This is a genomic window from Roseibium sp. Sym1, assembly GCF_027359675.1.
Taxonomy (GTDB): domain Bacteria; phylum Pseudomonadota; class Alphaproteobacteria; order Rhizobiales; family Stappiaceae; genus Roseibium.
Genome location: NZ_CP114786.1, coordinates 5390075 through 5415247, shown reverse-complemented (window position 1 = coordinate 5415247; position 25173 = coordinate 5390075). Strand labels below are relative to the sequence as shown.

Below are 25173 nucleotides of genomic sequence, written 5' to 3'. Positions count from 1 at the left end.
TCCTTAAATGATGCCGGTTACAGGAAGGACCCAAGCTCCCGGCTCTTGTTTTCAACTTCGGCGGCGACGTCGGACAGGTCCTCCGTCTCCGGACGATTGTCATCCATATGCAGGCTGGCAAGCTGCTGCGTCTCGTCGGAAATGCCGGTCGCATTTTCCTCTCCAAGGACGCGATTTGCAACACGCCCGGACAGGTCGATCAGCGTGGCGCCGTTTGCCAGCGACATCAGCGGAATGTCGATCCCCAGCTGACGTTCCGCGCTCATTCGGAGTTCCAGCGCCATCAGGGAATCCATGCCGATGTCGGAAAGCGGTTTGTGCGGATCGATTTCCTCAGGCGATATGCGCAGGATCTTTCCGATTTCCGCAGCCAGAAGCTTGGCGACGGTCTGGGCGGCGGTTACCTGGTCCATGCCTTCCAGCATGGCGGCAAGGTCGATCATGCCGTCCGCGCCGGCGTCGTCTTCGTCGCCGAGCCCGAGCAGGCTGACAAGCGGCGTGCCGACAAGCGCCAGGTCCTTGCGGGCGGCCTGCCAGTCGATCCGTGCATAGCCGAGGGCAGCGCGCTGAACATCGGTGTCGTCCGGCAGCGCCATCAGGGCCATCAGACCGTCCAGGGCTTCCTTGGCGGTCAGGGCATGACGGCCAAGCTTGCGCGAGAGCATCTCGTTGACGTCCTCGTTGCGGGCCAGGTAACCGGCATCGGAAATGGCGCCCCAGGCAACGGCAAGAGCCGGACGGCCGTCGGAGCGGCGTTTGCGCGCTAGCCCTTCGAGGTAGCCGTTCGCGGCGACATAGTTCGCCTGGCCCGGGTTTCCGACAAGAGTGGTCGCGGAGGAATACAAGACGAAGTGATCGAGCGGATCGTCGCCTGTCAGGCGGTCAAGCAGCTCCGCACCGCGGATCTTGGGCGCGAGCACGCTGGTCAGGCCGTCATGATCCATGTTCGCGATCAGAACGTCGTTCAAGACCATGGCGGTATGGAACACACCCTTGAGCGGTTTGCCCTCGGCCCGGATCTCCGCGAGTGCCTTCTTCAGGGCGCTTTCATCTGTGATGTCGCAGGCGTATCCCTTGACCGAGGCGCCGCGTTCGGAAAGCTGCGCGATAACATCCTGTGCATCGGGATTGGCGTCGCCGCGCCGGCTGAGGACTGCGAGCGTTCTGGCGCCATGATCGACGAGCCGATGCAGAAGCGCTGCGCCGAAACCGCCGAAACCGCCCGCAACCAGGTACACCGCGTCACCGTCGAAGGCGACTTCGCGTGCGGCCGGCACGCTTTCGGGAACTTCCGGTGGACGGATGACGATCTTGCCGATATGGCCGGCCTGCTGCATCAGGCGGAAGGCATCGACCACATCCTCCGCCTCGAACACCCGGTGCGGAAGCGCACGCAGCGTGCCATTCTCGAACAGCTCGACCAGTTTGACGAAAAGGTCCTCGGCGAGTTTGGGCTGGCGGGTCAGCAACTGGTCGGCATCGATCCCGAAATAGGTCAGGTTCTGCCGGAAGGGCCGCAGGCCGATGCGCGTGTTGCCGTAGTAGTCCCGTTTTCCGAGCTCCAGAAAACGTCCGAAGGGCTTGAGGACTTCGATACTGCGTTCCATGGCGTCGCCGAACAGCGAATTCAGCACCACGTCGACCCCTTCGCCGCCAGTCTCCGACATGACGGAGTCGACAAAGGCCAGACTTCTTGAATCCAGGACGACATCGGCGCCCAGAAGCTTCAGGGTGTTCCGCTTGTCTTCCGAACCGGCTGTGGCAATGATCCTCGCGCCGCGCCATTTGGCGATCTGGAGCGCGGCAAGCCCGACACCTCCGGCACCGCCGTGGATTAACACGGTCTCGCCTTCAGAGAGTTCCGCGAGATGGACAAGGGCGTAATAGGCGGTCAGGAATGTCACCGGGATTGTCGCGGCTTCCTCTGCCGAGACGGTGCTCGGCATCGGTGCGCAGCCGCTTTCATCGACCGTGACATGCGTGGCGAAACAGGCAGGTGCGAAGGTAATCACCTTGTCGCCGGGACGGAACCGCGTAACGTCCGGCCCGACGGCAACAACGTGTCCGCAGCATTCCATGCCAAGTGTCGGTCCCGCGAAGCCGTCTTCCAGCGCTTCTTCCGGCAAAAGGCCGAGGGCCCACATGACATCCCGGAAATTCAGTCCGCTGGCTTCAACCGCGATCTCGACATCCCGGCCATCCAGTGGTTTGCGCTCGACGGCGCGCCAGACCAGCTGATCGAGAGAGCCCTGCCGTGCAATGTCCAGCCGCATCGCAGGGGTGGCGCCTGCAGGCAATTCCGTTTCGGACAGGACGCCGCCGTTCAGCAGGCGAATTCCCGACCGCGTCTTGCTGTCCAGAACGATCTCCCGCTCGCCATTCGCTGTCAGGATTTCGTCTGCAACGCGGGCGGCGGCTATTCCTGGCTCGAGATCCGGCGAAACATCGATCAGTTTCAGGTGGGCGTCAGGGTATTCGTTCATCACGACCCGGCCAAAGGCCCAGATGCCGGCTTGGTTCGGCGCCGCCGCCTTGCCCCCGGCAATATCCTGGGCACCGGCGGGTGCGAGCAGAGTGACCTGGCCGCTGTCTGGGCCGAGGGCCTTGAGGATCGTCATGAGGCTGAAGGCGCGAGAATCCACGGACGCCAGAGCATCACCGGTTTTGTCATACGCACCGAGAAGATGGACCACCCGGCCGTCGTGGTCGGCCAGGAGTTTGGAGAGGGCTTTGTGATCCTCATCGGCCAACTGGTCAGTGTCCAGAGCGGCACTCCAGATGTTTTCACCCAGTTGTTCGGTCACGTCACCAGGGACCAGCAAGGTCGCCCCATGGCCGGTTCGTTCCAGACACGCCTTGAGACCTTCGGCCAGCCGGTGTGCAGGGCCATCGGAATCCGTCAGCAGAAGATAGGACCGAGGCGCCTGTTCCGGTTGCTCTTCACCTTCCGTTGCCGTCTCTGCCGGGACATCTTCGTCGCCCGGATCGTCGACGGCGCGCGCGCTGATCAGGTCGGCTTCGATCAGGTTGCTGTCGAGCGGCAACGTTTCAACGGAACGCAGGCCGGCGGCCTCGAGTGTCCTGGTCCAGTCGGATTTCTGTCTGGAAACGGGGAATTCAGCGCTGGCGCTTTCGTCCCACCAGTCCGATCCGACGCCCATAATCAGATCCGTCAGGGGATGCGGCAGCGCCTCTGCGCCCAGCAGAACAGCGCCTGGTGCCAGCGAGCGCGAGAAGCGACCAAGAGTATCTGGATCGAACTCTGCAAGAGACGTGTCGAACAGAACAAGGTCGAAATGTGTTTCGAAGGAAAATTCGGTCTCGGTCGGCTCGACGAACTGGGTGGCGGAACTGCCCTGCCACAGGCGTTCGCCGCGGCTGACCGCAGCCGATGTGGCATCGCTCACCACCAGGCCCATGTAGGTGGGATCCAGAGTGGCATCGATCGACGAAGCCAGTCCACTGTTGGCGCCGACCAGAAGGATGCGCAGCGCCTGATCCGCCGGCCAGTCCGCGATGATGCTCTGCACGGCGGTGTTGAGAGCTGCTGACAGTGCCTTTTTGCCCGGGCCGGAGGTCCGGTAGGCGTCGAACAGACTGGAGGCATATTCTTGCCCGGCGGTGTCAAGAAGTCCGTTCCTGAAGATGTCGGACAGCCCCGTCCAAAGCCGTGCGAGCAGGGCAGCCTCGGCAATATGCGCCCCGCCGCCTTCCGTCAGGGCCTGCAGCAACGCAGAAGCGGAGGGAGAGTCGGAAGGATCCGACAGCCGGTAACCTTCATCGCTTTCGTCGCACAAGCCGCTTTCAACAAGCCAGGCAAGCATGCTGGCTGCGAGCGGAACAGACGTGGCGTGCAATTCTCCGGCATCTACCAGATCCTGGAGCGCAAAGTTGCGGCCACCGCAAAGATCATACAGGTTCTGATGAACCACGGCCCGGCCAAGGGCTTCGATCAGCAGGCGGCTGTCTTCCAGTTCCTGGTCTTCCGAGCCAGCAAGCCCGAGTTTTCGAGCAAGCTCACCAAGACCCTGATAGGCGCCAAGCAACGGGGATACCCGGTTGCGTTCAGGCAGAATGGTCGCGATTTGACGGTAGACGAGATCATCCGGGCGCGTGTCCTGGCCGAGCGTGACAGCCTTGAAACGGGATTTGGTCAGCCGTGCGACCACCTGACCGTCATTGTCCAGGAATTCGAAACTTGCCTCGATCGAGCGGGGAGACGCCTTCGTGACGTCGATGCGGACCGTTGCCGGATGGACTTCCGGCGCCAACAGGCGCAGGGCCCCCATGCGGATCGGCAGAAACGAGGTGTTCTGCGGTACGTTTTCGACGCCGTCCAGCAAGGCGAACAGGCCGTGGAAACCGGCATCGACAAGCGTGGGGCAGAGCGCGAAGGCATGCTCTTTCAGGGCCTCGTCCTGGGCCAGAAGCGTGACCGTGGCACTGGTCTGGGAGTGCTTGACCACCTTGTGCGCGCGGCGGAACGCCGGACCGTAATTGAGGCCGAAGCTCCTGGTGAGTTCGTAAAGTCCCTCGTGATCCAGTTCCGCGAGTGTTTCCGTGCCGGCCGCCAGCCAGGGCGACCTTGTCACCGTGGAAGGAGCAAGAAACGTTCCGCGAGCATTCAGCGAAAAGTCATTGTCGGACAGGCGTGGCCGGGACAGAACCTCGACAACGTGGTCGTCCGGTGAAATCCGTACCAGCGTTTCCCAGACTTCGTCGCCTTCGATCACCAGCGGGCGAAGGATGTCGAAATCACGCAGTTCTATCTGGTCGCCGCGCGTCCAGCGCAAGGCGGCGCGCAGACTCATTTCGATGAAGCCGGCCGCGGGGAACACGACACTCTCTTCAACCTTGTGGTCGTTCAGGAAGCCGAGCGAACTGCTGTCGATATGGTTGAACCATTCAGCCGCGTCCTGACGCAGCCTGTATCCCAGCAATGGCCAGGTCTGTCCGAACATGAAATCGACCCGTTCCGGGCTGTTTTCCGGACGGTAGTCTGCATTTTGCCAGGGATAGGAAGGCAACGGCACGAGCCGGTCCGGCCTCGGGCCGACATATTTTTCAAGGTCGGTCCTGCCGCCATTGGCAAGGATCGCAGCGGAAATCCGTTCAAGCGGATTGCCCCGAGCAGCGGGGTCGGCTTTCTTGGACGGTTCCTTGAGTGTTTCGAGAACCTTCGCTTTTTTGCCCTTTGCGCGCAGCACGTCATTGACATAGGTGCCGAGCACCGGCTTCGGACCGATCTCAACGAGAACCGCGAAATCATCCGCCGCCATGTTTTCGATGGCTGCCGCAAATCTCACCGGCCGGCGCACGTTCCGCCACCAATAGTCTGCCGATACACTGATGTCGGTTTCGTCCGGTGTGACCGTCGAATAGAAGGGCAGGGCCGGCTTCGTCGGCTTCAGCCCCTTCAACGCTTCAAGAAGCGGCTTTTCGATCAGGTCCACGAGCGCGCTGTGATAGGGATAGGCCAGATTGAGCCGGCGCAGGGCCCACTTTTTCTTGCGGGCGAACTTGGCAAATGCGTCAAGGCTTTCGCTGTCGCCGGAAATGGTCACGCTGCGCGGACTGTTGTCGGCGGCTAGTTCCAGGCGGGGCAGCCCGCTCTCTTCGATGGCGGCGACCGCCTGGTCCGCAGGCAGCAGCAAGGCTGCCATGGATCCCAGATCGCGGACGACTTCCTGTTCGCTGGAGCGTGCCCGGATCACCCGTACCGCCTGTTCGAGATCAAGGGCACCGGAACACCAGGCCGCAGCGACCTCGCCAACGGAGTGACCCGTGGTCCCGTCCGCTGTGATGCCGCGGCTCCGAAGCGATTCCACGATCGCGACCTGGATGGCAAACAGCAATGGCTGGGCGATCTCTGAGCGCTCCAGATCAAGTTCCAGATCCTCGGCAAACAGCGTTGTGACCAGCGACCAGCCGCTGAGACCCATGAAGATCTTGTCGACCTTGTCGAATGCCTTGCGGAAATCCACGTCGGCCTGGTAGGCCTCCTGGCCCATGCCGGCCCATTGGGACCCGTTGCCGGAAAAGACAAAACCGATCTTGGCGTCGGGCTTGATCACGCTCCCGGAAACCAGATCCGGCAGGTCATCGGCTTCACCTGCGTAAGCACGCAGGGCGGCGCGTTTTTCCTCTCCGGACTTGCCGAACACGACAACACGCTCTGAAAGAAGGTCTCTGGCGTGAGCGCTGGAGGCGATCAGGGCTCCCGACTGCTCGCCGTCGGTGCCTTCAAGCTGATCGGCATAGCGGGAAGCCAGCTCCTTCAGGGCGTCCTTTGACCGGGCGCTGAGCACGAGTGGCGCTTCTTCAGGCGCCGTGGAGGCCTTGATCTTTACCGGGTCGGCATCACCAACAATTGCATGGGCGTTGGTCCCCCCGAAGCCGAAGGAGTTGATGCCTGCAAGACGCCGGCTGCCATTGTGTTCAAGCGCAATGGCCTCGCCGGCAACCTTCAGGTTCAGTTCCTCGAAAGGAATATCCGGATTTGGTGTCCGGAAATGAAGGGATTTCGGCAGGAGATTCTCGCGAAGGGCCATGATCGACTTCAGAAGGCCGACGAGGCCGGATACCGGCTCCAGATGACCAACATTCGTTTTTACAGAACCGATCGGCAGGACATCGCTACGCTTCTGGCCGATGACACGCCCGAGCGCGTCTGCTTCGGCCGGGTCTCCCACGCGGGTTCCGGTTCCATGCGCCTCGACGAAGGCGAGCTCGGACGGATCGATGTCGAGTCCTTCATAGATCTCGCGCAGAAGATCGGCCTGCGCGTAGGGCGAGGGCAGGGACAGGCCCACGGTGCGGCCATCGGCGTTGATGCCTGTTGCAAGCAGCTTGCCGTGGCTTTGCGCTCCTTCCGGCAAGCCGGCACGTGCGGCCCGCAGCACCAGGACAGCTCCCCCCTCGGACCTGACATATCCGTCACCATTGGCGTCGAATGCCTGGCACAGGCCGGTCGGCGACAGCATTGTCGCACGGGAAAATCCGACAAAGGCGAAGGGGCTGAGCAGAAGGCTGACACCACACACGATCGCGGTGTCGATCTGACCGCTTTCGATTGCCGAGACCGCCTCGTGGAGAGCCACGATAGAAGATGAGCAGGCAGTGTCGACGGTAAAGCTCGGACCGCGCAGGTCGTAGATGTAGGAAATCCGGTTGGAGACGATCGACAGGGTATTGCCTGTCATGAACTGCATGTCGGCCATGGCCGGATCAACGAGAAACCGGTGGTGGTAGTCCAGGGAAGACGCGCCGACATAGACACCGGTTGACGATCCGGCCAGATCACTTGGACGGACGTTGGCATGTTCGAGCGCTTCCCAGACGAGCTGCAGCAACAGGCGCTGCTGGGGATCCATCTGGACCGCCTCGCGCGGCGAGATGCCGAAGAAGCCGGGGTCAAAGCCCCAGACGTCGTCAAGTTGTCCGGCCGCCCAGGTATAGGTCTTGCCCGAAGTGCTTTGCGAAGGGTGCTTGAAGCGCGCCAGTGGCCAACGGTCGTTGGAAACGGATGTAACGGCACATTCGCCGTTTTTCAAAAGTGACCAGAACTCGGCGGCATCTCTGGCTCCCGGGAGCCGGGCAGAATAACCAAGAATATCGATATTGGAGGTAAGCGACGCCACAGACTAGCCTGTATTATTTGATGGGATTGGACAAATTATTGAGTGGATTTGGAAAATTAAAGGTCAAGAATGCTCATTTCCATATGCTCCCTCAAAGTCAATTCCCGCTCGGGAAGGTCAATCCCCAATCCGCCATCGACAAGCTTACCCCATGGCTTCGGCCGATTCCAGCAGCATGGCATCGGTGGAGCCCGGCAATGTTTATCCCAAGGCGAATAGCTGGGGAAGGCACTATGCGCAAAAACGCAGTTCCTCCACGCGTTATCACTAACCGCTTAATAGACAGATCGAAATGAGAGATGCAACGAATAAAAATACACGCCCCGCCGGAAGGCGGGACGTGTTGCCATTGCGGCAGCCTTAGACATTGCTGTCAGGGAAGGAGGCCTTGCGTTCAATCATGAAGGCCTGAAGCGCCTCATCTATCCCGGGATCGAGCTCCGGTCCGGTATAGGCCCTGAGCTGCTCCTTCCAGCGTGCGTTGGCGCGTCGCGCCGCATCCAGCTCCCCATCCGCCAGCCATTGTTCGTAGGAATTGTTGTCGGCGATCGACGACCGGTAGAAGGCGGCTTCAAAATTACGCTGGGTGTGGGCGGCGCCAAGGAAGTGTCCCCCAGGGCCGACTTCCTGCAGGGCGTCCATCGCAAGCGCCTCATCGGAGATTTCGATTCCCTTGGCAAGCACATGCATCATGCCGAGTTGGTCGGCATCCATCACGAATTTTTCGTAGGACGAGCACAGTCCGCCCTCGAGCCAGCCGGCGGAGTGCAGGCAGAAATTCACGCCGGACTGGACGGTTGCCAGAATGGTCTGCGCCGATTCCTGCGCCGACTGGGCGTCCGGCACCTTGGATGCCGTGAATGACCCGCCCGAGCGGAACGGCAGGTTGAGCCGGCGGGCGAGCTTGGCAGCACCGTTCAGAAGCAGGGATCCTTCCGGGCTGCCGAATGTCGGTGCTCCGGACTGCATTGAGATGGAGCTGACAAAGGCGCCGAAAACAACCGGGGCACCCGGTCGAATGAGCTGCGTCAGGGCACATCCGGCCAGCGCTTCGGCCAGGACCTGGGACAACGTGCCTGCCACTGTCACCGGGCTCATCGCGCCGGCGAGAATGAACGGCGACACGATGCAGGCCTGGTTGTGGCGGGCATAGACCTTGAGCGCGCCGAGCATGGTGGAATCGAAGACCAGCGGCGAATTCGCGTTGATCAGCTGTATCATGACGCAGTTCTGATCGACAAAGTCCTCGCCGAAGGTGATCTGCGCCATCTTCACCGAATCCTCCGCCCGTTCGGGAGCGGTGACCGAGCCCATGAACGGCTTGTCGGAATATTTGATATGGGAATAGACCATATCGAAATGGCGTTTGTTGACCGGCAGGTCGACGGGCTCACAGACCGTGCCACCGGAATGGTGCAGCCAGGGCGACATGTAGGCCAGTTTCACGAAATTGCGGAAGTCCTCGATCGTGCCATAGCGGCGACCCTGATCGAGATCGGTAACGAAAGGCGGGCCGTAGACCGGCGCCAGCACCAGATTGTTGCCACCGATTTCGACATTGCGCGCCGGGTTGCGGGCATGCTGGGTGAATTGCGACGGCGCGGTCTTGACGATTTCGCGCAGCATGCCTTTTTCAAATCGGACTCGTTCGCCGTCGACCTGCGCACCGGCCTTTTTCCAAATGTCGAGGACTTCCGGGTCTTCACGGAATTCCAGGCCGATTTCCGCGAGGATACGGTCGGCATTTGCCTCGATCCGTTCAGCGCCTTCGTCGCTCAGGATCTCGAAATTCGGAATGTTGCGCGAAATATAGGGAACGGCCTGACCGGCAGGACCGGCTTGCCGGCGCTCGCGGCGGGCGTTTCTTCCTCGACGGCCAGATGGGGCGGCGTCAGACATTGTTTTTGGCTCCCGAAAAGATGCGAATTTGTTGCGCGTAGTCTTGATCAGGTAACCTTGCAAACCGGCTCCAGATACGTCGCGCAATACCGTAAATGCGTCATGTCGCTTTGTTGCTCCATTTTGCCCCGAAAGTCCATTGACTTCGTTACATCGATCGCCGTAGAGCCGCGCAGAAATTCATGTGGCGCAGGCCTTGCAGGCTGCCCGTGAGAACCGAAACGGATTGCCGGGCAGATCTCTTGAAAAACAAAAGCGCCGCGTGGCTTTTCGCACCGGGTCTGTTATTGCAATTTGACACCCGGAAACGGGATGATTGTGCACACCAAGACGAAAGACAACCGCATGTCCAAGCTGGAAGAACTTCTGGCCACGAAAGGGGCGCTCCTTGCCGATGGCGCAACCGGTACCAACCTCTTTGAAATGGGCCTTGTGTCCGGGGATGCTCCGGAACTCTGGAACACCGATGAGCCGGACAAGATCCGGGCGTTGCACCGGTCCTTTGTCGACGCCGGCTCGGACATCATTCTGACCAACACCTTTGGCTGCAACCGGCACCGTTTGAAGCTTCACAATGCAGAAGGCCGGGTCAAGGAACTGAACATGGCCGGCGTTGCGCTGGCACGGGAGGTGGCTGGTGAGGTTGACAGGGACGTGCTGATCGGTGGGTCCATCGGACCGACCGGGGAACTGTTTCAACCGCTTGGCGCGCTTAGCTACGAAGACGGCGTTGCGGCTTTCAGGGAACAGATGGAAGGCCTCGTCGAAGGAGGCGCCGACGTTCTGTGGGTCGAAACCATGTCGGCTGTCGAGGAAATGAAGGCGGCCGCGGAAGCCGCCCAGGACTTTGATGTTCCCCTTGTCATCACCGCGAGTTTCGACACGGCCGGCAAGACCATGATGGGATTGTCACCGACAGGCCTCGGTGAGCTGCGGGCGCAATTCGCCTGCACGCCCGTTGCCATCGGATCCAATTGCGGCGTCGGCGCGTCGGACCTGCTGGCCGCCATCATGGATATCACCCAGGCGTTTCCGGACGCCATCGTGGTGGCCAAGGCCAATTGCGGCATTCCGCAGATCAGGGGAGATGAAGTCGTCTATACCGGCACGCCGGAGCTGATGGCCAAATACGTCCACAAGGCTCTGGACGCAGGCGCCCGCATCATCGGCGGCTGCTGCGGTACGTCTCCGGTGCATCTTGCCGCCATGCGCAGCGCGCTGGACACCCACAAGGCCGGTCGCCGTCCGACGCTCGACGAAGTGATTGAGGAGATTGGTCCGCTGGTCTCTCCACCCAACCGGGAAGCCGATGCCGCCCGGGCGGAAGGCGGCGAAGGCGGTGGCCGCCGACGCGGGCGCCGGCGGAGCTGACAGAACCGGGAACGATTGGGCTCGCGGAATTCGCGGGCCCTTTTTCTCAGCAGGGCCCCGGCGTTGCTGCGTCAAAGGTCCCTGCTGTTTCCTTCAGCGTCGCGGACACGATGCCCATCGGTTGATAGGGCGGATCGCTCTGCATGCCCGGATTGGCCATGTGGATCTTGTAGCAGCCGGTAAAGACCTGCTTCGTCCCGTCCGTCTTCTCTGCCGAGACCGCGACCGGAAGGGCCCAGTAGATCCGTCCGGCCCCGGGATCCGGCGCGGTTGGGCCGAATTTGACCTTGACGGATGACGTATCCGAATAGCCGTTCACCCAGCTGTCGAAATCGGCGGGTGCGGCGTTTTCGCTGAAATAGCCATAGGCTTGTGCGTAATACCGGTTGCTGATGGCAAAGTAGTAGCTTTCCACCAGCTTCTGGGGCGTGGAGCGATCGTCCAGGTAGGTCCAGTCATTCGCCAAAACATGTGCCGGGTCCATGGTCACTAAAACCACGGCCAGGTGCAGCAGGCGAGGGCGCTTCCATGCGTGCGTGCGTCTCATGACGACCTCCAGAAACAGGCACGCGCATCCTGCTGTACGGCAGCCGTGTTGTGATGCGGTGCGTTTATATGATGTCGACTGAGTCCGGCGAAATGATTTCGACGGACTGATCGACAATGAGCGGTCCCGCAGCGTCCTTCAAGACGGAAATATGCGGTGACTTGAAATGAGCTTCCAATGCTTCACGATCCTGCCAGCGTTCCACGAAGACGAACGTGTCCGGGTTGGTGATGCTGGCATGCAGATCATAGGACAGGCAGCCGGGCTCCTTCAGTGTTTCCGCGATGCAGGACCTGCAAGCCTCCAGGAAAGCGCTTCTGTCCTTCCTCGTGGTCTTCAACGTGGCAATCACGAAAATCATCGAAAGCTCCTTGATTCCATTCGGCAACGGCAGTCTTTCAGAAACGGGGAAGATTTCGCAATCTGCTCGATGAAACTTTCATGAAACAAGCGAAAGTTTATTGCTCTTGGAATCGGGCATGCTAGGCAGGCGCCAAAATGACCCCGGGATCGAGCGGGGCTGGCTGCACGGGGGTAAGCGTCTTGCGGATAATCGGTTTGGTCTTGATCGCGCTGGCCAGCCTGGCGCCGATTGTCTGGTTTGCACCGCTGGCAGCTTCCAGGGACCCGATCGCGCTCTTCAGTCAGTATCTCGGCTCGGCAGCGCTGATCCTCATGGGGATCAACCAGTTCCTGGCGACCCGGGTACCGGGTATCGAAACGGTCTTCGGTCCGCTGGACCGGATTTACGTGCTGCACAAGTGGATTGGCGTCATCGCCATGGTTTGCCTGGGCCTCCACGACATTGTCGACGCGGAAATGAACGGGCTTCGTGGCGGGCCACTCGCCGGTATTGCGGAAGATGTCGGCGAGGTCAGCCTCTATGGCCTGCTTATCCTGGTGCTCGCCTCCGTGATCACCTTCATCCCTTACCATCTTTGGAAGTGGAGCCACAGGCTCATCGGAGTCTTCTTCTTAATGGGGGCGTTTCATTTCTTCTTTATCGAGAAGCCGTTTTCCAGTTTTGATGCGCTTGGACTCTACATTTCCGCCTTTTGTATCCTCGGGATTGTCAGCTATCTGTGGATGTCTCTTCTGCGACCGATGGCCCCGCGCGGCCATGGCTACAAGGTTGACAGGGTCCGCCATATTGGCGGCCTGACCGAAGTGGTCCTCAAGCCGAAGGCGCGAGGCCTGCGTCACAAGCCCGGCCAGTTCGCCTTTCTGGCGATCAGCGGCAGCGGCCTTACCGAGGAGCACCCTTTCACCTTGAGCGGGGCACCGCGCGAAGACAGGTCCTTGCGGTTTTCGATCAAGGATCTGGGCGACTACACGCGCCGCCTTCGGCGCGAGTTGAAGGAAGGCATGGATGCGACGGTCTCCGGTCCGTTTGGCCATTTTTCAATGCCTGCAGGGCGCGATCCTCAGGTGTGGATCGGTGCCGGGGTCGGAATCACGCCTTTTCTGGCTTTCGCCGAAAGCCTCAAATCCAGGGAGACCGGTCCGGTCAAGCTTTATTACTGCGTCAGGGATCGCGACGACATTCCCTATGCGGTCGATCTTGAAAAGATCGCGGAGACGGCGGACAACCTGGAACTTGTGATCTTCAACTCCAACGAGGGCGCGCGTCTGACGCCGGAGCGTATCGCGGCGGATCTCGGCGGCTCCCTGTCGCAAGCTCATGTCTTCTTCTGCGGTCCGGTGTCCATGCGCAGAGCACTGAAAAGCGGTCTGGTGCTGAAGGGACTGCGCGCCAGCCGTTTTCATTTCGAACAATTCGAGATGCGCACCGGCATCGGTCTCAACACCCTGGCAAACTGGCTGTGGGACCGGGGTGTCTACGCTATCGAAAAACGCCGGGCGTCAGGAACGCTGCCGGCGGAATAAGCTCATTTCAACATCGCTGCCCTTGCATTCCGGGCGGTTTGACCTTTACGTAAAAGCGAGCCGTGAAAATGGCAGGTTTTTAATGACGTAGGGGGCCGCCGATGCAGCCGGTGATGACAGGCGACGAGATCATGGACATGCTGGACGAGGTGTTCCCGCAGATCCATGCCGGCGGACGGGTCTATGCCATCGACAGCGTGACGCCCGGCGAAGCTGCTGTCCGCCTCAGTGCCAACGAGCTTCATCTGAGGCCCGGCGGCACCGTTTCCGGCCCGTCCATGATGGCACTTGCGGATCTGGCTGCCTATGTGGTGATCCTGGCTCATATCGGCCCGGAAGCGCTTGCGGTGACCACCAATCTCAACATCAACTTCCTGCGCAAGCCGGAGCCGGGCGACCTGATCGCCACCTGCCGCCTGCTCAAGCTCGGCAAGCGTCTGGCCGTGGTCGATTGCGGGATTGCGGGGGAGGGACAGGAAGACCTCGTCGCGCATGCAACGGCGACTTACTCGGTGCCGCCACGCCAGGTGACGGACTCATAAATGAAGATGAAACGGCTTCACTTCGCGTCGTCAGCGCGCTTGACCGGGCAAAAAGCCCGCTCCACGCACCCTTCCTGGCGGTGTTTCGCCGTTTTCCATGCCATTCCGTCTTCATTAATGGGGCCGTCACCTGAGGACAGTCAGGCGGTCTGCCGGACCGCATCCTGCTTGAACAGGCCTTCCAGCTCTTCCGAAAATTCCGCGACCTGTCCGCGGCCGCGCCGCTTTGCGGCATAAACGGCGAGATCCGCCCGGTGAAGGGCCGCTTTTTCGGTATCTCCCTCCCTGGTGAGGTAGGCACCGACACTCAGGCTGGGTGTGTAGCTCTTGTCTTCGTGACTGCAGGGTGTCTTGGCGCCTTCCATGACGCGGCCATACAGCTTGCGAAACTCGTCCCTCGAGATGCCTGGGGCAAGGACAACAAATTCGTCCCCACCGAACCGGCCGACGATATCGGTGCCTCTCCGGGTGCTGTCGCACAGAATGTCTGCAATGTGCTTCAGAAGCCGGTCGCCGCAGGCGTGGCCATACTGGTCGTTGACCTGCTTGAAATAATCAACATCGACGAAAAGCACGCCAAGTCCCCTGGCGCCGGCCTGTTCCTTGAAAAGCCGGGCGAGGATTTCCGACACCGAATTGCGGTTGAGGATGCCGGTCAGCTGGTCGTAGCGTGTGAGTTCAAGAAGTTTCTGGTCCTGTTTGCGCAGCTGTTTGGTCCGGTGCACATAGGCCCCTGCGGGAATCGCGAGAACGATTGCCGTGCCGATGATCAGAAGCCAGCTGATCTGCTGGAAGGCGGATTCCAGGGCGTCTTCCAACGGACTGACATCCACATAGAGTTCGATTGTGCCGACGCGCTGGCCGGAAGGCGCGATGGCCGGCACGTAAGCCTCGACGAACGTATCCGGTCCCCGGGCTTCCTCCGCCTCCTCGTCATGAACCACAATGAGCTTGGGCTTGCCCGTCTGGAAGGCATTAAGGGCGTTCTGGTTGATGACTTCGCCGTGGTCAACATTCAAGTCGCCGACCATGAATGTCCGGTGTCCATGTACATCGAACAGCTCGAACCGCACGATGTCGGTCATTGCGAAGGAATCGACCAGGCGCAGGATGTCGTCATCCGCGACGGCGCCTTCTTCGAACATCTTCTCCGCGTTGGGAACATTTTCGAACAGACGGGCTGACCATGTCAGCGCCCTGACTTCCGCGTTCTGTCGGATCGAATTGAGAACCTGCCAGTCGAGAAGCGTGTGAACGGCGCCCGCAACACCTGCCAGCAAAAAAACGCCCGCAACAACCGCGAGAACGGTCGGCTTTCTGAGCCAGGATTTCTTTTCTGACAATGGCATGAGCGTCCCGGTGACACGCGTCGTTACTGCAATCAGTGCACCAGGGGTCTTAAGGTGGCGTAAAATCGGTTGTCACATTTGCCGCAATCGCAGTATTGCGCGACGGCCTGCCGCGTGAAAACAGCGCAGATTTTTATGGTATTATAATACCGTTTTTATAAGACGTTGATAGATATGAAGAAAATAGATTAAGTTCATGAAAAACGGGATTGACGACTAATTCGTGTCGGCGTATAAGCTGCGTCGAACGAATTCAAGGTCCGTTCGCTGTCTTCCTGGAGAAGCTGCGCGGGCCTTTTCTTTAACCGCTCAGTACGGATCAAACTCATGAAGACCTTCTCTGCCAAGACGGCTGAGGTCGAGAAAAAGTGGATCTTGATCGACGCAGAAGGAATGGTTGTCGGCCGTCTCGCCGCTTTCATCGCCAATCACCTGCGTGGCAAGCATCTGCCGACCTATACGCCTCACATTGATACCGGCGACAATGTCATCGTCATCAATGCGGACAAAGTCGTGTTCACCGGCCGCAAGTACGATAACAAGAAGTACTACTGGCACACCGGTCACCCGGGTGGCATCAAGGAGCGCACCGCGCGTGCCATCCTGGAAGGCCGTTTCCCGGAACGCGTGCTGGAAAAAGCCGTGCAGCGCATGATGCCGGGCGGTCCTCTGTCCAACAAGCAGCTGAAAAACCTCAAGGTTTACGCTGGTCCGACCCACCCGCATGAAGCTCAGTCGCCGGAAATCGTCGACGTCAAGGGCCTGAATGCAAAGAATGACGGCAAGAGGGCTTAACGATGGCTGAGCTGCAATCCCTGGAAGAACTGGGCGGCGCGGTCGAAACCGCTGCCCCCGAAGCTCCGGTCCATGTCCAGAAGCTGGACGCTCAGGGCCGCGCCTATGCAACAGGCAAGCGTAAGGACGCGATTGCGCGCGTCTGGATCAAGCCGGGCACCGGCAAGATCATGATCAACAAGAAGGACTTCACCGAGTATTTCGCTCGTCCGGTTCTTCAGATGATCCTTCAGCAGCCGATCATGGTGGCCGACCGTGCGGGTCAGTACGACGTTGTCGCCACCGTCTCCGGTGGTGGCCTGTCCGGTCAGGCCGGCGCCGTGCGTCATGGCCTCTCCAAGGCCCTGACACACTACGAACCGGAACTGCGCAGCGTTCTGAAGAAGAACGGTTTCCTGACCCGCGACAGCCGTGTTGTCGAACGCAAGAAGTTCGGCCGTGCAAAGGCCCGCAAGAGCTTCCAGTTCTCCAAGCGTTAATCGCTGGACCGACTGGTTCTACAAGTTCGGAAAACCCGCCGGAGCGATCCGGCGGGTTTTTTGCTGGCCGCGAATGCTTTAAGGGAAAAGCGATCGCGAATCCCGGCACTCCGGCAGGAACCGGTTTGCTTTCCCGCCAAAAGATGACGTTCATGACCCAGGCCAAATTCCTCACCGGCAGCCTGTTCCGGCATGTCACCGTGATGTCGCTGACATCCTCGGTCGGCCTCATGGCGATCTTTGCGGTCGACTTTGTCGACATGATCTTCATTTCCATGCTCGGCAAGGCGGAGCTGGCGGCCGCAGTCGGTTATGCCGGCGCGATCCTGTTCTTCACCACGTCCTTCAACATCGGAGTGGCCATTGCCGCCGGTGCGCTGGTGGCGCGGGCGCTTGGCGCCGGCGACAGGGAAGACGCAAGGGAACAGGCCTCGAACGCGCTCGTGGCGGGTGTCGTGTTCAGTGGTGTCTTTGCCTTTGGCGTCTGGCTGCTTCTGGATGAGCTGGTGACGCTGATCGGCGCGAAAGGCGACACGCATTACCTGGCGGTTCACTACCTTTCGATCATCGTGCCGACACTGCCGCTGCTGCTCCTGGGAATGGCCGGCGGTGCGGTGCTCAGGGCCCATGGGGATGCCCGGCGGGCAATGACCGCGACGATTGCCGCGGGTGTGGTCAATGCCGTCCTGGATCCGATCCTGATCTTCGGCCTGGACCTGGAACTCGCCGGCGCGGCCCTTGCCAGCGCGGCTTCGCGTGTGGCGATGGCCTTCTTTGCGCTCGCTCCGATCGTGCGTTTCCATGGCGGGCTCAGCCTCCCGCGGCCGCTTGCACTTCTGAGGGACCTGCCACCGATTGCAGCGATTGCCTGCCCGGCGATCCTGACCCAGTTGGCGACACCGGTCGGCCAGGCCTGGGTCACCCGCTCGATGGCGGAGTTCGGCGAGGAGGCGGTTGCCGGCATGGCGGTCGTGGCGCGCATGACACCGCTCGCCTTTGCCACGATCTTCGCCCTGTCCGGCGCGGTCGGGCCGATTGTCGGCCAGAACTATGGCGCCGGCCAATATGACCGGGTACGAGGCACCTTGCGCGAGGCGCTGCTGTTCACGGCGCTGGTTGTCGGCCTGGCCGCGCTGGCCCTGTTCGTCCTTAGAACGCCGATCGCCCGGCTGTTCGACGCGGACGGTCTCGCGCTGACCCTGATCTACCTTTTCTGCGGCCCACTGGCGCTGGCCTTTTTCTTCAACGGCGTTCTGTTCGTGGCCAATGCCTTTTTCAACAATCTGGGCCGCCCGTTCTATTCCACCTGGATGAACTGGGGCCGGCACACGCTCGGCACGATCCCCTTTGTCTGGGCCGGTGGTGCGCTGTTCGGGGCACCGGGCGTTCTGATCGGACAGGCGGCCGGTGGCGTCGTTTTCGGCCTTGCCGCAATTCTGGTCGTGCGCCTCGTCATCCGCGACGTGGAGCGGCTGAACGAGGCACCGAAAGGCCCGGGCCTGTTCCAGCGCCAGGCGCGTCAGGTCATTCTTTTCTTTTCAAGAAGGTGACCGAAGCTGGCTGTTATTCAAAGAATTCCGGACGGTCTGGAAAAAGCTTTTTGACGACGGCATGGCGCATCTGGATCGCCAGTGGATCATGAAATATTTCCAGCGCAGTTTTTTGCTGTTTACCCGATAGCCAACCACTCGAAAATCGCCAGCTTCGGAAGAACAACCAGTCCAATTCGTCAGTCAGTTGCGCAAGCAAACGCTCCCGCAGGTACTGTATTTCCTGCGAAGGACTGTCGAACGTCTGCTCGCCAGATTTGCGGTGCAAAGCCCTGCGGTCCTTCCTCGCCTGGATCAGTTTGCGCAACGGGCGTTCGATTGAAGTCAGGTCATCCAGCTTCAAGCGAACGTTATCGGGCATCTGTTCGACAGCTCTTTGGACGGCAATCTGGAACCTGTCGTCACTTGTTATATTCAAGTTCCAGGCATTCGGCTGTTCACGCCAGAGTATTTCGGTGGCTTTCTCCGTCCACCTGCGGTTTTTGAGCAGACCCAGTTTTTGCAGAACAGGAAGAACAGTTGGATGTGCCAGCGCAGGCCCCAAATCTTCGGTCGCTTCGATGTTCGGCGCCACTGAAAAGTCGTGCGGAACGTCGAATGCACCTAATTTGTCTGTGTAGAGTTTCTGTAGCGAAGAAGAGTTTTCTTGACGTAAAAATGTCAGTTTGTCCGTTTGGATCGCCAAGCTGATTATTACCACACAAATGTCGTCCCATCGTGGGAGCGTGGGAGGCAACGCAGGAGGGTGAAGCGCGATTGCGCCCCAACTGGTTGGCTCGGCTTGTCCGAGGGCAACGAGCGCGTCACAGCCCAATTGGTAAGCGCTCATGAACGAATGATCCCAGCTTTCGAGGTTCCCATCGCGTTGCAGGTTGTCTGTAAGGAACGCAATTACTTCAGAGACCCAATCAGTGCTTTCAGCGTTCATCCAGGGTTCTTCTTTGCTTGGAAAGGATATGGAGCGCGAAAGTTCCCAAAACTTGCAAGCGCATCGAATGTTTTTTCATAATGACAGATTGTCTAAGTTGTCAGGTGATCCTGTTCTTTTCAAGAAGATGACCGGTCCTGGCCATCTGTGCGGCAACTTTTTTCAGACTTCTGAGAGCCTTCTGCGCCGCCTTGTCGGACATCGGATTCGCATCATGGAAGGTGATATCTTCCAAAAAATAGGACCAGGCAAACAGTACAGGGTTGGTAAAACTCAACCAGCTTGGTTTTTGCGTTACCCTCTTTTCTGCCAGGACTTGACCGCTGTCTATATCAACGAGGTAACCGTAGAGAGTGATCGAGGGACGTAAAACCAGCGGGATCCAGGTATTGTTTGCGTTGATTGATGTAAAGAACCCGTAACGAAGGTCGGTGATGGCAAGGTGGACCAGCTGATCTCCCGGCCTGATGTCTTGGTCCGGTCCGTAAAGAGGGAGGTCCAGCGCCCGCGCAAAATAGCCTCGCAATTTGTCTGGTTCGGGTTCTGCTTGAACGGGTGCCCCGAAATAGTGGCAGAAGGAACTGACCATGTTCCAGTCGAGATGCATCTGGACGTCGCCGAGAAAAATGGCCGGCGGTGCCTTGCGACGAAAAATCCAGTTCAACAAAGACATTTTCTTTAACGGTGTCTGCTTGGTCGGGTTGGTCTGAAGGCAGTGTCTCATCGCCAACGTACAGGCAAAAGGGCCTTCCTTGGAAACCTGCATGTTCAAAGACAAGCTTCCTGTTGCAGGGACGTCAACAACCTGACCGCGGCAACTTCTAGCATCGGCAGGCTTGGAACGCGCCGTCCGAAAAACGAACGCCTTACGTTGACGGATTCGGTGACCCGTTTTTCTGCAAGGACGGTTCCTGTTGAAGCCCTTATCAATTGCCCTTTCAGCGAAACAGAGACTGATTGAGCGTCAAACAAATACTGAACCAAACCGAAAGCTGCACCTATGTCGGAGCCGTATAACAAATCGATGCCTGTTTCGTTATTGATACTCGTGATAGTGAAACTGAAGACTACAATGCCGGAATGAGGTTCGTCTTCGGTGACGTCGAATTTAGGGAGGCCGAAGAATTTCGAGAAATACTCGGTCATCTTTTCCTGATTGCTGTGCTCCCGATACTTCGTTCGGAATAATCCCAAGAAGTTTTCGTGCAAGTCAGAGCTTAATTTCGCATCGACAAGACCGATCTGAATGTCCGGAAGTCCCGGACAAGGTTTTATCGAAGGAATTTTCACGATCGCTCCTGTTTCAATGCATCCAAGATGTAGGTACTTCTCTCGAGCCTTAAAGAGTATCCATACCTGAAATGCCTTTGCCGGTTTTTGTCTTCCGTCTTTTTCCGCTGATGCGGATCAGTTGCTGGAACTTCGCACAATCCATGTGGTTCTGTTCCGGGCAGTCGGCGACGTGGCGGATCATGTCGCGCAGGGACGCAAGTTGGTCGATCTGCCTGTCCATTTCCGCCACGCGTGCATGGAGCTTTTCCCGGGAAAGGGCAGGGCGGCCATCGGGGCCGAACATGGACCTGATCTCATCCAGCGAAAACCCGCCCGCCTTGCCGAGCGTGATCAGCGCCAGCTGGTCGATGACCTCCGGTGCGAACAGGCGTTTGAGGCCACGCCGCCCGAGCGAAGAGATCAGTCCCTTTTCCTCGTAGTGGCGGATGGCCGAGGCGGCGACGCCTGACTGTTTCGAAACCTCGGAAATATCCAGCAATTTCATCTCTTGACCTCAAGTCGACTTGAATTTGTAGGCTGGCCGCATGGTGTCAAAAAGGCAAGGAAAATCAGATGTCATTTCCGTTGAAATCCCCGGAGCGGCCTCTCTGGCTGGAAACCGCAGCCATCGCGCTGTTGATGACCGCTACCCTCAAGATCATGGCAAACGCGACCATCAGTCCGGCTTTGCCGGGGCTGGCGCAAGCCTTTGACGGAGAGCCGCATGCGGCCTACCTGACGCGGTTTCTTGTGGCCGCGCCTTCACTCTCCGTGGTCGTGGTAGCTCCCTTTGCGGGGATCGCGGCAGACCGGTTTGGACGGGTGCCTCTGTTGCTGGCAGGCGTGTTGCTATTCGCCTTGAGCGGCAGCGCGGGGGCCTACCTGCCTGACTTGACCGCTATTCTCGCAAGCCGTCTGCTTCTGGGTGTGGCGGTCGCCCTGGCCATGACGGCGCAGGTTGCCCTGGTCGGTGACCTTTTCGCCGGTGCGCGCCGCAGCGCGTTCATGGGCCTGCAGACCGCGGCGATCAACTTCAGCGGCTTTCTCTACATCGGTCTCGCAGGTTGGCTCGCGGCTTATTCACCCCGGCTGCCGTTCCTGGTGTATGCCTTGCCCATCCTGCTGTTGCCTGTGTTGCTGCCGTTGCTGCGCAGGGAACGGCGGCCTCGAGCCGGGCGACAGCCATCCGGGCCTGCGCAGGCCGGCCTTGCCGGAAAAGCCTGGCTGATCCCCGCATTGCTGGTTGCGCTCCTGACGATGATGACCGTCATGCTGTTCTTTCTCATGCCCAGTCAGTTGCCGTTCTATCTGGAGGACAACGGTCTTGACGGAGCGTCCGGAACCGCCTTCGGCCTCGGTGCCCTGACGCTCGCAGGCGGTGGTGTCGCCATGATGTTCAAGCGCATCAGCCTTTGGCTGGGGCTGACAGCGACGTTCGGGGCGGGGGCCGTCCTGATGGCCGCGGGCTTTGCTGTCCTGGCGGTGGATGCTGCCTGGCTCTTCCTTCTTGTGGGGGCGGCACTGGTCGGGACCGGTTACGGTCTGGTACAACCGACTTTCCTGATGCTGGCCTTGCAAGTCGCGCCTGAGCATCGCAGAGGCAGCGTTTCCGGCATGGTTACGACGGCCATGTTTCTGGGGCAGGTTGTATCGCCTCTGGCCTTGACACATTTCATTCAGGAGCTGGGTTTCATACCGGTTTTCCAGGCCGCGGCGGGGGTCTTTCTTGCCTTTGCAATCGGTGCATTATGGCTGTTTTCAGCCAGGTTGTTCCGAGCAAGGCAACCCGGTTAGCTGCGTCGCGGACTGCCGGACCGCTTGGTAAATTTCTACATTGCCGCTTCCGGAAAATATAGGTAAAACTCGCAGCGAAAATAAACCTGTGGTTGGTGATTCCGTTTGGTCGCGATGCCCATTTGACATTGCATCGACAATGCTACCACAGGTGGAGATGTGGAGCTCGGGATGCGCGCAAGACTGAAGGTGATAGCAATTGGCGTTGCCGCGATCCTCATCGCCGGTGCGGGATATCTGATGGCGCAGGCGTACCAGCTGAAGAAGAACTACACCCTGGTGAAAGCGGAGATCATGTCGGTCGTGACCGAGTGCTTCATCGAGGCCGGCAGGGAAAGGGTCGTCAGGAACGGTACGGACGAACTTGCCTATATGGATTGCAGGCTGGCGCCGCTCGTTGCCAAACAGCGCGGTTTCAGGGCCGGTTCCGTCCAGAAGCGGAACAAGGTCACCTACGTCTATCGGTCACCGGCGGATGGCAGGTTCTACTCGGGCGAATACACAAGAGCCGGCGACCTTGTCGGCATCGAAAAAGGCAGAAAGATCCAGGTGCATGCCCACAAGACCGATCCCATGGAGACCCGCGAAGTCACGACTTACCTGTTTTTCCGCGACATCGGCGCCTGAAACGGGGCAAAGCGGAGAGGCGGCATGACCCTGACCCGAACGATGGGGCTTGCTGCCTCAGGTCAGGTCTTCAGGGGCCTACCCGCGGCATAGGTTTCAACCACGGCCCGGTCGTCACCAAGTGTCTGCAGCACGAACAGCTCTTCGGAGAGGGTTTCGACGGTTTCCATGCGCAACGCCATCGGCCCGGTCGCCCTTGCGTTGAGAACCACAAGGTCCGCGTCGGTGCCCTTGTCGAGAGTGCCGATCCTGCCTGCCAGCGAAAGCGCTTCGGCATTGCCTCGGGTTGCCCAGTAAAAGCTGGCGAGAGGGTGCAGGCGCTGGCGCTGAAGCTGCAGGATCTTGTAGCCCTCGTCCAGCGTCCGCAACATGGAATAGCTCGTGCCGCCACCGACATCGGTCGCAATGGCGGTGCGGATCCCGGCACTTTCCAGTCCTGCCTTGTCGAACAGGCCGCTGCCCAGAAACAGGTTCGAGGTCGGGCAGAACACCGCGACGGAGCCCGTCTCCCGCATGATCTGCATCTCGCTGCCCGTCATGTGAATGCAATGACCAAGCAATGTCTTCGACCCGAGAAGGCCAAAGCTTTCGTAGACCCCGAGATAATGGGCAGCGTCGGGATAGAGTTCCCGTGTCAGGGCGATTTCATTGTGGTTTTCATTGATATGGGTCTGCAGGTGGCAGTCCGGATGCTCCTTCAGGAGCGTTCCGGCGGCCTCGAGCTGCTGTGGGGTGGAGGTGATGGCGAAACGTGGCGTGATGACGTAATGCGCCCGGCCCCGACCGTGCCAGGCGTCAATCAGAGCCTTGCTGTCGTCATAGGAGCTCTGGGCCGTGTCGCACAGGGGCGCCGGCGCATTCCGGTCCATCATGGTCTTGCCGCCGAGCATCAGCATGCCGCGCCGTTGGGCCTCCTCGAAATAGGCGTCGACGGACGCCGGGTGGCTGGAACAATAGGCGACAGCCGTTGTCGTGCCGTGCGCAACGAGCGCATCGAAGAACTCCAGTGCGATCCGGTCGCCATGCGCCTTGTCGGCAAAGCGCATCTCAGCGGGGAAGGTGTAATCATTCAGCCAGTCGAGCAACTGGTCGGCCCAGGACGCGATCACCTGTGCCTGCGGGAAGTGGATATGCGTGTCGATGAAACCGGGCAGGATCAGGTGCGGCCGGTGATCGACAATCCGTGCCGTGCTGTCCGGGAACTGGTTGAGAAGGTCTTCATATTGGCCTTGCGCGGCGATCTTGCCGTTCTGCATCAGGACGGCGCCGTCCTCCACATACGTAAAGGCTTCCGTGTCGTCGGGTCCGCCTGGTGCTGATTTGAAACTCAGCAGTCTGCCGCGCAGGAGCGTCGGGGTCTGGTCTGCCACGGCAGTCTTCCTTGCTTCGTCAAAGCCGTTGTTGAATCATTGCCAAGTCATAATCCAGTGCGGACGGTGGAACAACGGCCCGCACCGCACAAGCTGGACGATCATGATTGTTTCAAGCAAGTGGTAAGCACGCCATGGGCCGGCGGTGACTTTGTGCTTCCGTCCGGCACTACCACTTTCTGGGGGTCAGAAGCCGCTGTTGAAGGTCGTTGATGAAACCGGTCGGCTTGTTGTAGATCGCCCGGACTTCCGCGTCGTTGGCGGGACGGGGAGACGTGCCGGTCCTTTCGGAAAAGGCATTGAGCGCTTCCGGGTTGATTTGCGCCTGAGCGAAGGACGGGACCGTTTTCGTGAGCGACAGGGGGGCGCTGTGGTAAGGGGCCGCGCCGGTCGCGGCAACATAGGAGGAGCGCTCGCCGGCAATCTCCAGGAAAAGTTCGGCGTTGATGTTGCCGTTCTGCGCCTTGGCTGCGAATTCGAACGTCCTGGTCGCGCCCGCGGCAATGGCTTGCACCTGTTCATAGGCCTGACGGCTGTTGCGATCGTAAAACGAAACCTTGACCTCCACGGGGATGGCCAGGTCGTTGGTCACGGGTATGACCGCCATGTCGACGATGTTGGCTGCCAGCAGAATGTGCCCAGGTTTCGAACTTGCCATCTGCACTTTCCCGGAGCCGGGTGAGAACCAGGTGGTTTCGCCTGTTTCGGAGGGCTGGCCGGTCTGCAGCGGCTGATAGGGCGTCACCGTCATGATGGAGGCAATCACCCCGGCGCCGACGGCGAAACCTGCCCTTCGGTTTCCGGGCTGAAAGACGAAACACAGAAGCACGCCCAGAAGCACAACGATCAGGAAGACGTAGAGCGGGGGAACGGCCAGATCGAGATGGCGCGCCGAAATCGTGGTCATTTTCAGGACCGCGGACGCCTTTTCCTTCTGCACGAGATCGGCAATCGCAGCAATGGTTCCGCCGATCGCCGCGCACACATAGATGGTGAGAATTGTCACCCGGCTGCGAGGCGATGCGGTTTCCCTGGACTTGCCGGCGCCGCCCTGAGCGGCATGGCTGCTTGCCGCGTTTTGTTGAGCTTCAGGCATCCCGCTCCCTCCATTGAGGATGTCGGA

The 25173-nt window shown here is 59.8% G+C and carries 19 protein-coding genes; 8 read left to right on the top strand and 11 right to left on the bottom strand.

Translation table 11 applies throughout. The features are described 5' to 3' along the window. Positions 1 to 17: 17 nt before the first annotated feature. Both O6760_RS25135 and O6760_RS25130 read right to left on the bottom strand, forming a co-directional pair. Positions 18 to 7640: a type I polyketide synthase gene (locus O6760_RS25135; protein WP_269582390.1), complete on the bottom strand. Its 7623-nt coding sequence runs from the start codon at positions 7638 to 7640 to the stop codon at positions 18 to 20. 360 nt (positions 7641 to 8000) lie between these two features. Beyond that, a complete protein-coding gene (locus O6760_RS25130) occupies positions 8001 to 9539 on the bottom strand; it encodes a trimethylamine methyltransferase family protein (protein ID WP_269582389.1) in 1539 nt (512 codons plus the stop codon). A 312-nt stretch (positions 9540 to 9851) separates the two neighbouring features. Here O6760_RS25130 and bmt point away from each other — a divergent pair, with 312 nt between their 5' ends. Beyond that, the gene (gene bmt, locus O6760_RS25125) at positions 9852 to 10910 is read left to right on the top strand and encodes a betaine--homocysteine S-methyltransferase (protein ID WP_442969830.1); all 1059 of its coding nucleotides are present in this window, start codon (positions 9852 to 9854) and stop codon (positions 10908 to 10910) included. Between the two features lie 46 nt (positions 10911 to 10956). On the opposite strand, the gene O6760_RS25120 is transcribed toward bmt, so the two are convergent. Next, positions 10957 to 11457 (bottom strand): hypothetical protein, encoded by a 501-nt coding sequence (locus O6760_RS25120; RefSeq protein ID WP_269582388.1) that lies wholly within the window; start codon positions 11455 to 11457, stop codon positions 10957 to 10959. Positions 11458 to 11521: 64 nt separating this feature from the next. After that, positions 11522 to 11818 carry a putative quinol monooxygenase gene (locus tag O6760_RS25115; protein ID WP_269582387.1) on the bottom strand — a complete coding sequence of 99 codons (297 nt, stop codon included), beginning with the start codon at positions 11816 to 11818 and terminating at the stop codon, positions 11522 to 11524. Positions 11819 to 12015: 197 nt separating this feature from the next. Between O6760_RS25115 and O6760_RS25110 the strand changes: the two genes are divergently transcribed. Then, positions 12016 to 13344, top strand: coding sequence for a ferredoxin reductase family protein (locus O6760_RS25110; protein WP_269582386.1), 1329 nt, complete (start codon positions 12016 to 12018; stop codon positions 13342 to 13344). A gap of 101 nt (positions 13345 to 13445) precedes the next feature. After that, positions 13446 to 13886, top strand: a complete 441-nt coding sequence (locus tag O6760_RS25105; protein ID WP_269582385.1) for a PaaI family thioesterase — start codon at positions 13446 to 13448, stop codon at positions 13884 to 13886. 140 nt (positions 13887 to 14026) lie between these two features. Here O6760_RS25105 and O6760_RS25100 read toward each other — a convergent pair whose 3' ends face one another. Next, positions 14027 to 15235: a GGDEF domain-containing protein gene (locus tag O6760_RS25100; RefSeq protein WP_269582384.1), complete on the bottom strand. Its 1209-nt coding sequence runs from the start codon at positions 15233 to 15235 to the stop codon at positions 14027 to 14029. A gap of 327 nt (positions 15236 to 15562) precedes the next feature. On the opposite strand from O6760_RS25100, the gene rplM reads away from it, so the two are divergent. The 3 genes from rplM (at position 15563) to O6760_RS25085 (ending at position 18059) form a co-directional block, all read left to right on the top strand. Beyond that, the gene (gene rplM, locus O6760_RS25095) at positions 15563 to 16030 is read left to right on the top strand and encodes a 50S ribosomal protein L13 (RefSeq protein ID WP_269582383.1); all 468 of its coding nucleotides are present in this window, start codon (positions 15563 to 15565) and stop codon (positions 16028 to 16030) included. A 2-nt stretch (positions 16031 to 16032) separates the two neighbouring features. Further along, positions 16033 to 16509: a 30S ribosomal protein S9 gene (rpsI, locus tag O6760_RS25090; RefSeq protein ID WP_269582382.1), complete on the top strand. Its 477-nt coding sequence runs from the start codon at positions 16033 to 16035 to the stop codon at positions 16507 to 16509. A gap of 152 nt (positions 16510 to 16661) precedes the next feature. After that, positions 16662 to 18059, top strand: coding sequence for an MATE family efflux transporter (locus O6760_RS25085; protein WP_269582381.1), 1398 nt, complete (start codon positions 16662 to 16664; stop codon positions 18057 to 18059). Positions 18060 to 18072: 13 nt separating this feature from the next. On the opposite strand, the gene O6760_RS25080 is transcribed toward O6760_RS25085, so the two are convergent. The 4 genes from O6760_RS25080 to O6760_RS25065 all read right to left on the bottom strand — a co-directional run bounded on the left by O6760_RS25080 (position 18073) and on the right by O6760_RS25065 (position 20764). Then, positions 18073 to 18987: a hypothetical protein gene (locus tag O6760_RS25080; RefSeq protein WP_269582380.1), complete on the bottom strand. Its 915-nt coding sequence runs from the start codon at positions 18985 to 18987 to the stop codon at positions 18073 to 18075. A 100-nt stretch (positions 18988 to 19087) separates the two neighbouring features. After that, complete coding sequence (locus tag O6760_RS25075) at positions 19088 to 19753, bottom strand: hypothetical protein (protein WP_269582379.1); 666 nt, start codon at positions 19751 to 19753, stop codon at positions 19088 to 19090. 2 nt (positions 19754 to 19755) lie between these two features. Then, positions 19756 to 20277 carry a hypothetical protein gene (locus O6760_RS25070; RefSeq protein ID WP_269582378.1) on the bottom strand — a complete coding sequence of 174 codons (522 nt, stop codon included), beginning with the start codon at positions 20275 to 20277 and terminating at the stop codon, positions 19756 to 19758. A 49-nt stretch (positions 20278 to 20326) separates the two neighbouring features. Next, positions 20327 to 20764 carry a helix-turn-helix domain-containing protein gene (locus O6760_RS25065; protein ID WP_269582377.1) on the bottom strand — a complete coding sequence of 146 codons (438 nt, stop codon included), beginning with the start codon at positions 20762 to 20764 and terminating at the stop codon, positions 20327 to 20329. Between the two features lie 68 nt (positions 20765 to 20832). On the opposite strand from O6760_RS25065, the gene O6760_RS25060 reads away from it, so the two are divergent. Both O6760_RS25060 and O6760_RS25055 read left to right on the top strand, forming a co-directional pair. Next, positions 20833 to 22053: an MFS transporter gene (locus O6760_RS25060; protein WP_269582376.1), complete on the top strand. Its 1221-nt coding sequence runs from the start codon at positions 20833 to 20835 to the stop codon at positions 22051 to 22053. 171 nt (positions 22054 to 22224) lie between these two features. Next, complete coding sequence (locus O6760_RS25055) at positions 22225 to 22680, top strand: hypothetical protein (RefSeq protein ID WP_269582375.1); 456 nt, start codon at positions 22225 to 22227, stop codon at positions 22678 to 22680. A gap of 62 nt (positions 22681 to 22742) precedes the next feature. Here O6760_RS25055 and guaD read toward each other — a convergent pair whose 3' ends face one another. Together guaD and O6760_RS25045 are read right to left on the bottom strand one after the other, a co-directional pair. Beyond that, positions 22743 to 24050 carry a guanine deaminase gene (guaD, locus tag O6760_RS25050; protein ID WP_269582374.1) on the bottom strand — a complete coding sequence of 436 codons (1308 nt, stop codon included), beginning with the start codon at positions 24048 to 24050 and terminating at the stop codon, positions 22743 to 22745. A gap of 169 nt (positions 24051 to 24219) precedes the next feature. Further along, positions 24220 to 25146, bottom strand: a complete 927-nt coding sequence (locus O6760_RS25045; RefSeq protein ID WP_269582373.1) for a hypothetical protein — start codon at positions 25144 to 25146, stop codon at positions 24220 to 24222. Positions 25147 to 25173: the final 27 nt, after the last annotated feature.